General features: G+C 67.7%; 11 protein-coding genes and 1 pseudogene. 10 read left to right on the forward strand and 2 right to left on the reverse strand.

Translation table 11 applies throughout. From position 1 onward, the window contains the following. A partial coding sequence (locus ASE22_RS20830; RefSeq protein WP_200956580.1) for a glucokinase occupies nucleotides 1-443 on the forward strand: 443 nt, incomplete at its 5' end. Continuing rightward, a pseudogene (locus ASE22_RS20835) lies at nucleotides 440-1,190 on the forward strand (bifunctional 4-hydroxy-2-oxoglutarate aldolase/2-dehydro-3-deoxy-phosphogluconate aldolase). The gene ASE22_RS20830 and the pseudogene ASE22_RS20835, both read left to right, overlap by 4 nt. Here the strand turns inward: ASE22_RS20835 and ASE22_RS20840 are convergent. Both ASE22_RS20840 and ASE22_RS20845 read right to left on the reverse strand, forming a co-directional pair. After that, nucleotides 1,153-1,917, reverse strand: coding sequence for a DsbA family protein (locus ASE22_RS20840; protein WP_156397261.1), 765 nt, complete (start codon nucleotides 1,915-1,917; stop codon nucleotides 1,153-1,155). The pseudogene ASE22_RS20835 and the gene ASE22_RS20840 sit on opposite strands and share 38 nt — an antisense overlap. Further along, the gene (locus tag ASE22_RS20845; RefSeq protein WP_156397260.1) at nucleotides 1,910-2,404 is read right to left on the reverse strand and encodes a hypothetical protein; all 495 of its coding nucleotides are present in this window, start codon (nucleotides 2,402-2,404) and stop codon (nucleotides 1,910-1,912) included. Before ASE22_RS20845 ends, ASE22_RS20840 begins: the two co-directional genes overlap by 8 nt. 196 nt (nucleotides 2,405-2,600) lie before the next feature. Between ASE22_RS20845 and ASE22_RS20850 the strand changes: the two genes are divergently transcribed. From ASE22_RS20850 to ASE22_RS20885, 8 genes are all read left to right on the forward strand, one after another. Continuing rightward, nucleotides 2,601-4,775 (forward strand): molybdopterin-containing oxidoreductase family protein, encoded by a 2,175-nt coding sequence (locus ASE22_RS20850; RefSeq protein WP_056364225.1) that lies wholly within the window; start codon nucleotides 2,601-2,603, stop codon nucleotides 4,773-4,775. Nucleotides 4,776-4,795: 20 nt separating this feature from the next. Further along, nucleotides 4,796-5,296 (forward strand): cupin domain-containing protein, encoded by a 501-nt coding sequence (locus ASE22_RS20855; protein WP_056601534.1) that lies wholly within the window; start codon nucleotides 4,796-4,798, stop codon nucleotides 5,294-5,296. A 161-nt stretch (nucleotides 5,297-5,457) separates the two neighbouring features. Beyond that, nucleotides 5,458-5,814, forward strand: coding sequence for a hypothetical protein (locus ASE22_RS20860; RefSeq protein ID WP_056364228.1), 357 nt, complete (start codon nucleotides 5,458-5,460; stop codon nucleotides 5,812-5,814). Nucleotides 5,815-6,205: 391 nt separating this feature from the next. Further along, on the forward strand, nucleotides 6,206-7,024 hold the full coding sequence (locus ASE22_RS20865) for a helix-turn-helix domain-containing protein (RefSeq protein WP_056364230.1): 819 nt from the start codon (nucleotides 6,206-6,208) through the stop codon (nucleotides 7,022-7,024). 124 nt (nucleotides 7,025-7,148) lie between these two features. After that, a complete protein-coding gene (locus ASE22_RS20870) occupies nucleotides 7,149-8,657 on the forward strand; it encodes a linalool dehydratase/isomerase domain-containing protein (protein WP_056364232.1) in 1,509 nt (502 codons plus the stop codon). After that, on the forward strand, nucleotides 8,657-9,403 hold the full coding sequence (locus tag ASE22_RS20875) for an alpha/beta fold hydrolase (protein WP_056364235.1): 747 nt from the start codon (nucleotides 8,657-8,659) through the stop codon (nucleotides 9,401-9,403). The genes ASE22_RS20870 and ASE22_RS20875 overlap by 1 nt, the downstream gene beginning before the upstream one ends. 291 nt (nucleotides 9,404-9,694) lie before the next feature. Beyond that, complete coding sequence (locus tag ASE22_RS20880) at nucleotides 9,695-11,932, forward strand: TonB-dependent receptor (RefSeq protein WP_056364237.1); 2,238 nt, start codon at nucleotides 9,695-9,697, stop codon at nucleotides 11,930-11,932. Between the two features lie 113 nt (nucleotides 11,933-12,045). Then, nucleotides 12,046-13,296, forward strand: a complete 1,251-nt coding sequence (locus ASE22_RS20885; protein ID WP_056364240.1) for an MFS transporter — start codon at nucleotides 12,046-12,048, stop codon at nucleotides 13,294-13,296. The last annotated feature ends 36 nt before the right edge of the window (nucleotides 13,297-13,332 follow it).

A 13,332-nucleotide genomic window follows, 5' to 3' on the forward strand; every position in this document is an offset into this window, starting at 1 on the left:
CGCTGCTCGCCCGCCTGCGCGCGCGCCACCGCCGCGTCTCGGTCGAGCGGATCGTCGCCGGCCCCGCGCTCGCCGACATCCACGCGACGCTGGCGATGATCGAAGGCCGCGCGATCGTACCGCAGGGCGATCCGGCGCTGTGGCAGGCCGCGACCGATGGGTCGGATCAACTGGCAGCGCAGGCGCTCGACCGCTTCACCATGGCGTTCGGCGCGGTGGCGGGCGACCTCGCGCTCGCCCACGGCGCCAATGCCGTCGTTCTCACCGGCGGGCTCGCCAACCGTATCGAGGACCGCCTCAGAAGCCCGYTGTTCCACGACCGCTTCCGCGCCAAGGGCCGCTTCGAGGCGCGCATGGCCAAATTTCCGATCCGTCTCGCYCGCCACCCGCAAGCCGGGCTGCTGGGCGCCGCCGCCGCCTATCAGGAGSATGAAAGACCATGACCGTCGAGCARGTGATGACCCTCGCCCCGGTGATCCCGGTGCTGGTGRTCCATGACGTCGCCCACGCCCGCCCGATCGCCGAGGCGCTGGTCGAAGGCGGCCTCCCCGCGCTCGAGGTCACCCTGCGCACCCCCTGCGCGCTCGACGTGATCCGCGAGATGGCCAGGGTCGAGGGCGCCGTCGTCGGCGCGGGCACSGTGCTCGACCCCGACGACGTCAAGGCCAGCGTCGACGCCGGCGCGCGCTTCATCGTCTCGCCGGGCCTCACCGACCGGCTCGCCAACGCCGCGATCGGCACCGGGCTGCCCTTCCTGCCGGGCACCGCCAMYGCCGGCGACATCATGCGCGGCCTCGACATGGGGCTCACCCATTTCAAATTCTTCCCCGCCATGGCCAATGGCGGCATCCCCGCGCTCAAGGCGCTCGCCCGCCGGCGACATCATGCGCGGCCTCGACATGGGGCTCACCCATTTCAAATTCTTCCCCGCCATGGCCAATGGCGGCATCCCCGCGCTCAAGGCGCTCGCMGCACCGCTCGCCGCCGCCCGCTTCTGCCCGACCGGCGGGATCACCGAGGACAATGCCCGCGACTGGCTCGCGCTCGATGCCGTGCTCTGCGTGGGCGGAAGCTGGGTCGTCCCACCCGGAAAACCCGATACCGCAGACATCGTCAGGCGCGCCAAAGCCGCCGTTCGGGTGGGTTCGCCCCCTATCGGCCGACCAGCGACGCCGCCTGTCGGGCGGTGATCCCGCCGAGGTGCATATCTCCCCGCGGGTTCAGGAAGGCGGGCACTCCATTCAGTCCCAGCGTTTCCGCGAAACGCCGTGATGCGGCCAGATAGGCGCGGACCCGGGGGGAGTCGGCGTCGCCCGCGACCGCCGCGACGTCATAGCCGAGCGCGGCGGCGATCTCCTCCATGCGGTTCTGGCCGGGGGCTGGTCCTTCCATCAGGCCGCGGTGAAGCGCCGCGAAGCCGGCCGGCCGGGCGAAATAGGCCGCCGCCGCGAAGCCCGCCATATAGTCCGAGAGCGCTCCGCTGATCGGGACGAGCAGCAGTGCCGCGTTCGATCCCGGATGCTCGGCGAGGGCGCTTTCCACCGCATGGCTCGAGCCGCGGCACGGCGCACAGAGATAATCGGTAATCTCGATCAGGCCCAGCCTGCCCTGCATCGGGCCCAGGCACGGCGCCGCGAGCGGGTTGAGCAGCCCGCCGCGCACAGCCTCGATCGTCTCGCGGCGCCGGCCGGCTTCGCTCGCGCCCGCCCTCATATCCGCGACGGCGGCGGCGGCGGCGATCAGGTCGGGATTGTCGGCAAGGAAGGCGGGGTCGCCGCTCAGGAAGGCGCGGACCCGCCTCGGCGCCGGCGGTAACAGCCAGCCGGCCAGCCCTGCTCCGCCTGCGCCGATCGCGCCGGCGACGAGATCGCGGCGCGTGATCCGGGTGAGGCCCGATCCCGCGTCGCGGTCAGCCATCGACCGCGCGCCGACCCGCGCCGATCGCATGTCCGCCCAGCATCCCGACGGTCATCGCCAGCCATTCGCCGAGCGGATGGATCGACCCGGTCAGGCGCATGGCGGCGAGGCTCGCCGCCAGCATTCCCGCGAGCATGAGGCCGGTGCACGCCAGCGCGCGGCCCAGCGCCTTTCCGGTCCGGTCTCCGGTCCAGGCCAGGCCGACCTCCCGGCACAGTCCGATCGCCGCGGCCAGGGCGACGCCCAGATACATGTTCGGCATCGCCCCGACATGGCGTTCGATCGCCTCGGACAGGCCGCCGTTGCCGGTGCAGAAATCGAGGATCAGGAAGCGCGTCCGGTGATAGTCGATCGCCATCCCCGCTGTCATGCCGAACAGGCACAGCATGAAGGGGGAGAGCCACGCAGCCGGTCGCCGGGCCGCGCGGGGCAGGGGGGACCGGTCGGGCGCCGGCGGCGCATCGGACGGAAGCAGGGCCTTTCGCATTGCCGGCGAGAACAGCACGGACGACCGGGCGCGAAAAGCGTCCGCGCGCGCCGCGCAATTGTGAATCGCGCAGGATTCCGCCGCTGCGCTGCGTCCGGCGGAACAATGATTGCGGCGCGCGCATCGCCGGCGGTCGCCGCTGCGTGGAGGATGGGCCGGCCGCACGGGGTTCGACCGGTCGGCTTGGGAGGCGCGCATGGCGACCAGGGGCGACATGGGGACGGAAGCGGCAGCGGGCCTGCCCGAACCGGGCGAAGACGGGACGCACGTCACCTTCTGCCATATTTGCGAGGCGGTCTGCGGGATGGTGGCGCAGGTCTCCGGCGGGCGCATCGCCAAGCTCGGCCCGGACCGCGACAACCCCCATTCGCGCGGCCATATCTGCATCAAGGGGCCGTCGATGCGGGACGTCGTCTACGATCCCGACCGGCTGCTCCGGCCGATGCGCCGCGTGGGCGGTCCGAGTGAGTTCGAGCCGGTCGGTTGGGAGGAGGCGCTCGCCGACATCGCGGCGCGGCTTCGGGCCATACTCGACGGTCCCGGCAGCGAGGCGGTCGCCGCCTATCTCGGCAATCCGGTCTTCTTCAACACGCTGCACTGGCCGGTCGTCTTCGACTTCTTCGCCCGGATGAAGACCGGCAAGCTGTTCGGTCCGAATTCGCAGGACCACGTCTCGCGCATGGTCGCGAACAACCTGCTCTACGGCGATCCGCTGCGCATGCCGCTGCCCGATCTGGCGGACTGCGATTTCCTCATCATCGTCGGGTCGAACCCGCTCGTGTCGCACGGCTCGATGATATCGGCCCCGCGGTTGCGCGAGCAGCTCGACGCGATCGCCGAGCGTGGCAGGATCGTCGTCGTCGATCCGCGCCGGACCGAGACCGCCGAACGGTTCGAGCATCTGTCGTTGCGCCCCGACACCGATGTCTGGATGCTCGCGGCGATGGTGCGGACGCTGTTCGACGAGCAGCTCGCCGACCTCGCCTTCCTCGACGAGCACTGCGTCGGCTGGCGCGCGCTGCGCGATGCGCTCGCCCCGATCACGCCCGCGCTGGCCGCCGAGCGGTGCGGCCTCGACGAAGCGGCCATAGTCGGGCTGGCGCGGGATTTCGCCGCGGTCCCACGGGCGGTCGCCTATAGCCGCGCCGGGATATGCCGGGGACGCTTCTCCACGCTGGCCAATCTCCTGCTCGACGCGCTCAACATGGCCGGCGGGAAATTCTGCCAGCCGGGCGGGTCGATGTTCGGCCATGCGCTGACCACGGGATCCAAGCTCAAGGGCCGCCCGCCGGATCGGCTGTCACGGGTCGGCGGACTGCCGAGCGTCATTTCCTTCCTGCCGGGCGTGGCGATGCCGGACGAACTGCTCGAACCCGGCGTGGATCGGGTCCGTGCGCTGTTCATGATCGCGGGCAATCCAGTGCTGTCGGCGCCCGGCGGCGAAGCGCTGGAAAGAGCGCTGGGCGGGCTGGACCTGTTCGTCGCCTGCGACCTCTTCGTCAACGAATCGAACAAATATGCCGATTATATCCTGCCCACGGTCACCTTCCTGGAGCGGGCCGGCGCGACGACGCTGACCTTCGGCAACATGCTCGCGCCGTATCTGCAATATGTCCGCCCCGTCATCGAGCCGCAGGGCGACGTCCGGCGCGAGGACGAGATCTTCGGCGAATTGTCCCGCCGCCTGTTCGCCGCCACCGACGTTCCGGTCGGGGAGGAGATACTGGACGGCCATATCCGGATCGGCGCCTTCGGCAACGCGTTCGGCGAGCGTCCCGACGGGCTGACGCTCGACCGGCTGAAGCGGCAACCCCATGGCATCATGCTCGAAAGCCAGAGCCGGGAGGAGCGCAAGCGGGTCGGCATCAAGCATGCGGACGGCAAGGTCCATCTCTGGGGCGATGCGATCCGCGACGAGCTGGCCCGGCTCCACGCCTTCCGCGACGACGGCGCCCTGCGCCTCTTCGGGCGGCGCCACCTGATGTCGATCAACAGCTGGATGCACAATGTCGAGCGGCTGGTCCGCAGCCAGCATCCAACGCTGTTGATCCATCCCGACGATGCGGCGCCGCGCGGCATCGCCACCGGCGACCGCGTGGTCGTCGCAAACGACTATGGCGCGATCGAGGTCGAGGCCGAACTGTCCGAGGCGGTTCATCGCGGCAGCGTCTGCTACCCGCATGGCTGGGGGCATGACGGCGGATGGCGCCGGGCCAACGGCGCGGGCGGGGCCAACGTCAACCTGCTGTCCCCGACCGATCCGGCGGCGGTGGAGCAGCTTTCGGGGGCCAGCCTGCTCGACGGTATCGACGTGCGGGTCGCGCTCGCGGCCACCCCTGCTTGTCCTGCTGATGGAAAGGGAGAAACATGACCGCAAACGAGACGCGTCCCATGGCGAAGATGACGTTCTTCCGGGCTTCCTCGAATGCCGATCCGGGCGACGACATGATGACGATCGTGGGCATGGAGGAGCTCGACGACGCGCAGCGGGCGCTGCTGGCCAACGACGCGAAGGGCGCGGGCGTGGTCCAGTGCCTGTTCCGCGACCCCGACCCGCAAGGCTTCTCGATGGTGCGCGCCTGGGCGAAGAGCGGCTTCATGCTTCCGCGCCATTCGCATAGCGCCGACTGCCTCTATTATGTGCTGGCCGGGGAGATGCACATGGGCAGCGTCGTGCTGAGGGCGGGCGACGGCGTCTATGTGCCGCGCGATAATGTCTATACATTCACGGCCGGCCCCGAGGGCATGGAGATGCTCGAGTTCCGCAACGCCGCGTCGTTCGACATGCGGCTGCGCGACAATGACGCGGCCCATTGGGGACGCATCATGGAGTCGGCCGAGAGGCACAGGGCGCGATGGCCGGACGAACTGCCCCCATCGCTTCGCGGATAGCCGCCGATGCGGTCGTGCCGCCGCCGCGGTTGCGCGAATCACCAGCCAAAGTGCGGCTCGACCATTTCTTGCCGGGGGCAGCGTCGAGCAAGGATCGACGATGGACGTCGGGCCGGCAGCAACCGGCCGGTCGGCCTGGATAAAAGTCCCCGGGGTGGATCATGACGCTGAAAGCCTGTTGCCTGTCCTGCCTGCTGATCGCATCGGCAATCGCTCCCGCCCGGGCCGAGGAGCCGCCGGCCAAGGCCCCCGACCGGATCGTCGTCCGGCAGTGTCACGTCTATGTCGGCGACGATCCCGCCAAGGGCACCGATTGCACCGTCGAGGCGAACCGCGAATGCGCCGGCAAGCCGATGTGCGAGGTCGGCATCGGCGACAACCTGACCCCGGGCACGTCGCCGCCCGAAGATGCGCAGGTGCTGATCGTCTATGCCTGCGGCGCGCTTTCCGGCGAGGCGGGTCCCCATCTGTTCAACCGCCACGCTACGGCGACCCTGGCCTGCGCCTTTGCGGACTGAGCCGCCGGCTCGGTGGTCCAAAGCTCCTACGCCCTCGCGGCGCTGGCGGCGGACATCGGCCTGCTCGTGCCCGAACCGCGCCGACGGCCAGTTTGTTTTAAGCTTAAAATTAAACTGGATTCCGCTATGATATTGGATCATAACCGGTCATCCTGGACTTCATCGTCCTGGTTCGGTCCGCCGACACGGGCGACGGTAGATAAGATCGGAATTGGACATGCTGCCATTCGCGTCTTTTCAATCAGCGCTGCCCAGCGATTACCTCTGCAATCTCAGCCGTTGCGGTCTTGAACTCAACGGTTGGCAGGCGCACTGCGACGCTACGGAACGAGATGGCCATTCCGACCGTCCATCGCTGGTCTATCGCTCCTGGTCCGATGGCGAGCTCGGTATGTTCGGGACCGATACCGGGAATGGCAGCCTCCAGATCGATGCCAAGATGTCCGACGACGTCGTCGCCTTCGCCGTGTCCCCGGGCGAGAAATCGCGCTCGTTCCGCATCGCCGATTCGCTGAGCGACGACAATCGCGGCCTCGCCATCATCTGCCTGCCCAAGGGCAGCCATCTCGAGATCAGCACGGGCGTGTGCGGCCTGCGGTCGGTGACGCTGCTCGTCCAGTTCGACGCGTTGCGCAGGGCCTGCAGGATTCCCGGCAGCAATTCGCTGTCCCTGCTCGACACCATGCTGCGGGAGAGCCGGCCCAAGCTCACCCATCGGGCGCTGCCGCTGGCCGTCCAGCGCGCCGCCGAAGCCGTCATCAGCGCGCCCTCGGCCGATCCCTTCGCCGAACTCTTCTACCGCGCCAAGGCGTCCGAGCTGCTCTGGCTGATCCTCGACCGGCTGCACCATGAGGAGCAGCTGCCCGAAGGGGGCCTCGTGATCAGCCAGGTCGCCAGCGCCGGTGTCGAGCGCGTCCGCCGCGCCATCGCCGAACATGTCACCCGCAACTGGACGACCGACGAGCTGAGCCGGATCGCCGGAATGAACCGGACCAAGCTGCGCTATCTATTCAAGCATATCCACGGGATGACGATCTTCGATTATCGGACCGCGATCATCATGCAGAGCGCGGACGAGATGCTGCAGACCACCGACCTCTCGGTCGCCGAGATCGGCTTCCGGCTCGGCTATGGCGAGCCGTCGAGCTTCAACATCGCGTATAAGCGCTTCTACGGCCATCCCCCCGGCCAGGCGCGCCGGCGGCACTGATCCGCCGGAAGTTGCGCCTCCCCGAAGTCGAATTGCGCTTCGGGTAATGAGGCGCCGGTCTCCCCCAACTAGGTCTTGGGCATAGGCGCATCCGTGCGCGCCGAAGGCTTTGGTGGAGACGAACATGAGCAATGCGCCGCACCTGTCCGAAAAGGATCTGGGGCACATCCGGCATATCGGCAAGCTCGCGGGGCAGCTGCCCGGCGACTGGTCGGGCATGGGCTCCGACTGGTGGGACATCGGCGAGGGCGCCCAGCAATATGAGCTCGCCTTCATGGCCTATACGCTGGGCCTGGTGCAGCACCGCTACACGCCGGCCTATCGCGAATTCTGCCAGGCCACGATGGAGAACCTGATCGGCAAGATGATGTTGCCGGACATCTGGGAGAAATGGATCAACGCCAGCCGTGGCGGCAAGACCGTCAATCCCGACCAGGAAGAGCTCCATGCGGGCTGGATCGACCCGATCAAGAAGTACAACATCATGTTCAAGGGCCATCTGCTGCAGATGGCGGCCCAGCATGAGGCGCTCTACCGGACGGGCAGATATGCGACGCCCGGCGCCTTCACCTTCCAGTTCAAGGCCAGCACCTGGGGCAATGGTCCCGAGGACTATGTGTACGACCTGAACGACGTCGCCCGCATCGTTTACGACGAATATGTCGAGTCCAACTATGAAGGCGTCCAGTGCGAGCCCAACCGGGTCTACCCGATGTGCAACCAACATGCGGTGCTCGGTCTCATGCATTACGATCAGGCGTTCGGCACCGGCTATGCCGCCGACGTGATCCCCAAATTCAAGGCGGCGTGGCTGCGCAAGGGCTATACCGACGAGAAGACCGGATCGCACATGCGCCTGCGCTGGGTGCAGCAGGACCAGATCTTCCCCGCGCAGACCCCCTGGTCGGACGGCTGGACCGGCATCTTCATGCACGCCTGGGACCGCGACTTCATCCAGTCGATCTACCCGCGCGAACGCGATACCCATCTCAAGCTGTTGCTGGCCGGGAAGGAGCATGAGCGCGTCTGCTGCGCGATGGTGCCGACATCGGCGAAGATCGGCTTCGGCATGTTCACCGCGCTGGCCGCCGAGGTGGGCGACGCCGAGGCGCGCGAGAGCCTGCTCGACTATGCCGATCGCAACTTCAATCCGACCTGGACCGAAGGCGCGCTTCATTATCCGCGTAGCGACAACTGGATGCCGGATGCGGATGGCAATTCGACGGGCGTCGACGTGCTGACCGCCAATGCGTTGCTGCCGATGGCGCGCCTCAACACGGGCGACGGTTTCTGGGGCCTGTACAACCAGCCCTGGACCGACGCGCAGCGCGCCGCCCCCTATTTCGCCGACATCGACCAGCGGATTGCGGGCGTGTCGGCGGCCTATCATGACGCGATGGACAAGGCGCTGCACCTGTCGCTGCTGCCCGGGCCGAAGGCGGGTGGGCTGCAATTCTCGATCCGCCAGCTCGATCCGTCGCGCAGCTATGTCGTGCGGCGGGACGGTGCCGAGATCGGCAAGCTCGCGGTCGGCAGCGCCGACGGTGCCGCCGAATGGCGCGACGGCGCCGACCCGATCGTCCGCGTCGATGCAGGCACGGCCGCTTCCTACGTCGTCGCGGAACTTGCCTGATGTCGTCCGTGCCGGGTGCCGTGGGGAACGAGGACTCCGCGGCCTTCCTTCTCATCCATGGCGCCTGGCACGGAGCATGGTGCTGGGATGCGACCGTCGCGGCGCTGCGGGACCGGGGCCATGCGGCGGTCGCGCCCGATCTGCCCGGGATGGGCGATGACCCCACTCCGCTCGCCACCCTGTCCTTCGACGACTGGATCGATCGGATATTGGAGGTCGTCGATGGCATCGCCGGGCCGATCGTCCTGGTCGGCCATAGCCGGGGCGGCATCATCATCAGTCAGGTCGCCGAGCGGCGGCCCGACCGGATCGCGCGGCTGGTCTATCTCTCGGCCTTCCTCGTGCCCGACGGCCTCACCCTGCAGGAGGTCGCGGCTCCCGCCATCGGCGGCAGCGGACTGGCCGGCGCACTGGTCCCCGGTGACGGCGTCTTCGGCGTCGACCCGGCGCGGGCCGCCGCCTTCTTCTTCAACGGCTGCACCGACGCAGTCGCGGCGGCGGCGACGGCCCGGCTCTGTCCCGAGCCCGCTTTTTCGATGACGACCCCGCTGCGGCTCGGCGCCGCCTTTGCCGGAGTGCCGCGCGCCTATATCGAATGCACGTTGGACGCGGTGCTGCCGCTGGCGGTGCAGCGCGCTATGCGGATCGCCCTGCCGTGCGATCCGGTGCTGGAGCTTCACAGCGACCATTCGCCGTTCCTGTCCATGCCCGACGCACTGGCCGACCGGTTGAGCGCGCTCGCCTGATCGCTTGCGGCGCAATGGACTATCGGCTCTAGCTCCGTGCCTTGTCGGGCGGCAGGGCTGGTCGTTCGCGGCGCCCGTCGAGCCGCCCGGAAAATGTCAGCGCTGCGAAAGTCCTAAACGAGATTGCGTTCCGAACATTTCTATAGCGGTGCGACCCAAGCATCTTGGCATGGCGTAGTGGATCAGGATGGGAAGCCATCCGATCGGATGCGGGACAGAAGAACAGCCAAGGATAGTGGGAGAGGGCCGAAGGTCGCCTGCGGATCCGGAGCGGAATAAGGGGGTAGAATTATGCTATCGCGCAGCAAGAAACGGGCGATATTCCTCGTCGGCGTCTCGTTGGCAGGCCTGCACACGGGGGCCGCGCAGGCCCAGGCGGCGGCCGAACAGGTGGCCGGCGGCGACATCGTCGTCACGGCGACCCGGCGTGAAACCAATGTCCGCGACGTGCCGGTGGCCGTGCAGGCCTTCACGAGCCTGGCGATCGAGCGCGCCAACATCACCCGCCCGGCGGACTTCATCAACCTGACCGCGAACGTCAACCTGTCCGAGGCCGTCCGCCCGGGCGAGGCGAACGTCTCGATGCGCGGCGTCCAAGGCAATTTCGGTCTGACCCTTCCGGTCGCGATCGTCATCGACGGCGTCATCGCACCGAGCCCCAACGCGCTGCAGCAGGAGCTGGTCGACGTCACCCAGATCGAAGTGGTGAAGGGTCCGCAAAGCTCGCTCTACGGCCGCAACGCCAGCGCCGGCGCGATCGTTATCACGACCCGCAAGCCCGGCCCCGAAGTCGAAGGCAAGGTGCTGGTCGGCGGAGGCAATGGCGGCACCACCCGGGCGCAGGCGATGATCAGCGGTCCGATCGCATCCAGCGTCTTCGGGCGCCTCGCGCTCTCGTCGAAGAACAGCGACGGTTTCTGGCGCAACGCCGTCCTCGATCGCGGTGCGGATTATTTCCGTGAGCAGGTCGCCGATGCCCGCATCATCTACGATGCCAGTGGTCCGTTCACCGCCGATCTGCGCGGGCGCTACAGCCGCACCCGCATGGGCGCCCAGCTCTGGACGGCGCAATTCCTGACCTTCGACAACAACAACAGCTTCCCCGATTTCCAGCAGAACAACGGCAATTCGAACGGCCGGCAACAGCGCATCGATCTGTCGCTGAAGTTCGATTACGACATGGGTTTCGCGGTCGCGACCCTGACCGGTTCGTACAACCGGCTGCGTGCCAACTATACCGGCGACGCGCCGGTGGATGGGGCATCGCTCGGTCCAAACCCGCCGGGAACGCCGAGGCCGCTGCCCGGCTATAACTACCGCCTGACCGGCAACAGCTTCACCGTGCTCAACGAAACCGACAAGACCGTCGAGTTCCGTATCGCCTCCCCGAGCAACCAGCCCTTCCGCTGGATGATCGGCAGCTATTACAGCGATATCGTCCGGCTGGAGCATTCGCAGAGCAAGGTCGACAAAGGGATCAACATTCGCGACCTGTTCAGCCCGGATGTGCTGAACATGGCGACCGGCACCAATCCGTTGGCGGCTGGCGGCTGGCAGGCGGGCGAGAACCATCTGCGCGACACCGCCCTGTTCGCGCGGGTGGAATATGACATCCTGCCGGGCCTCCAGGCGGCGGCCGGACTGCGCTGGGATCATGAGCGGAACACCACCAGCAACAAGGTGCCGGCCGGCTATACGCCCAACCCCGGCTTCCAGAACAAGGCGTCGTTCGATGCGTGGCAGCCCAATGCCTCGCTCCGCTACAAGATCACCCCCGACGCTTCGGCCTATGCCAGCTACGGTCGCGGCGTGCGCGTCGGCGGCTTCAATCGGCCGGGATCCTCCGCCACGATCGCACCGCTGGGCTTCAACTTCCCCGAAGCCTTCAAGACCGAGAAGTCGGACGCCTTCGAAGTCGGTTTCAAGAGCAGCTTCTTCGACCGTCGTTTCTCGCTGAACGTCGCGGCCTTCCACTACACGATCCACGATGCGCAGAACTTCACGGCCTTCGCGACCTCCCCGCCCGTCACCATCGTCATCAATCAGGACAAGGTGGTGTCGAAGGGCTTCGAGGTCGAGGCGAGCGTGCGGATCATCGACGGGCTGACCATCTCCGACAGCTTCGGTCTGACCGATGCGAAGTTCAAGGAATCGCAGATCGCCTCGACGATCGGCAACCGCGTTCCGCTGTCGCCGAAATACAGCAATGTCGTGGCGGTCGATTATTCGACCGAGTTAACCGACACGATGACGTTCAGCGCCAACGGCAGCTGGCGGCGGACCGGCACGATGTGGTTCGACATCTACAATACGCCGAACACCAGCCGTAAGCCCTTCAACCTGTTCGACGGCCGCGCGGCGGTGGATATCGAGACCGGCTCGGGCAACACGTGGACGCTGGCGCTCTGGGGCAAGAACATCTTCGACAAGAAGTACATCGTCTACGGTGCTCCGCTGCCGCCGAGCTTCAACTTCAACTATCGTGGCCAGCGCCGCTCCTACGGGGTCGAGGCCAGCTACAAGTTCTGACCCGATGCGGGTGCCGTCGCCGGACGGCGCCCGCTTCTTCCTGCCCGCCCCTTCCCGCGCGCCGGCCGGGCCGCGGCTGGCGCGATCCCGTTTCGCACCTATGGGAATCGACCGTGATCGAGCATGAGAACGACGCCGGCACCGGAGAGTGGCGGCGCGGCTGGCGAGGATTGGCCTCCGCCGCCATCGGGGTGGGGACCGGCTATAACCTGCTGCTGATGACCGCCGGCCTGTTCATCATCCCGATGGAGCAGGAATGGCATGTGCCGCGCAGCGCCCTGGTGCTCGGCCCCGTCGTGGGATCGATCAGCGCGCTGCTCAGCCCCGTCGCCGGTGTCATCATCGACCGGGCAGGACCACGCCCGCTGGCGATACTGGGCCTGTCGGCACTGGGCGCCGCCTTTCTCGCCATGGCCTTCCTGCCGTCCAGCCTGATGCTGTTTTACGCGATGGCGATCCTGTTCGGCTTCATCACGCCGTTGAGCAATCCGATGGTCTTCTGTCGCGGCATGGTGACCTGGTTCCGGCGCAACGCCGGGGTCGCGCTGGGCATCACCATGAGCGGCACCTCCCTCGGCGCCTCGCTGGCGATCCCGCTGCTGGCCTGGGTCATCGCCGATCATGGCTGGCGCGCAGGCTATGCGACCCTGGCCGCCATCTCCCTGTTCGTCGGCCTGCCGATCGTCCTGCTCTGGTTTCGCGAACGGAGCGATGCGGCCGGTGAGGACGCGGCCCCGACCCGCGTCAATTCCTGGCCCCTGCTGCGGCTGGCGGCGCGGGACCCACGCTTCTGGACGATCAATATCGCCTTCGTCCTGGCCGGAGTCTTCATCGGCGGCTTCATGAACCAGTTGCAGCCGGTGCTGATCGGCAAAGGCTTCGCGCCCCTGGCGGCGGCGGGAATCGTATCGGTCTATACCGCCGCGATCGGGTGCGGGCGGATCGGCGCCGGCTGGTGGCTCGACCGGTGGAAGCCGCAGCGCGTGGCGATGCTCTGCCTGGTCGCCGCTGGATGTGGCGCACTGATGGTCGCCGGGCTCGACGCAACCCATAGCGGCGCGTGGCCCCTGGCGGCGCTGGCGGCCGCGTTGATCGGCATGGGGCAGGGGGCGGAGGCGGATTTCATCGCCTTCTTCACGATCCGCATCTTCGGGCTTCCGGCCTTTTCCGCGATCTTCGGGCTGTTCGCCCTGACCGTCGGACTGGGGATCGCGGGCGGCGGCGTGCTGTTCGCTGCCCTGTTCGACCTGACCGGTAGCTATGGTCTCGCCGTCCTGCTGGCGGCGGCGATGATGGTGGTCGCGGGCGGCCTGATCGGCACGCTGCGGATCGGAACCCGGCCCGACGGGCTCGACCCGCGCTGAGCCGAAGCCCGCGGCACCGCCGCCAATTCTTGCGCT

The organism is Sphingomonas sp. Root720 (assembly GCF_001428605.1).
GTDB lineage: Bacteria > Pseudomonadota > Alphaproteobacteria > Sphingomonadales > Sphingomonadaceae > Rhizorhabdus.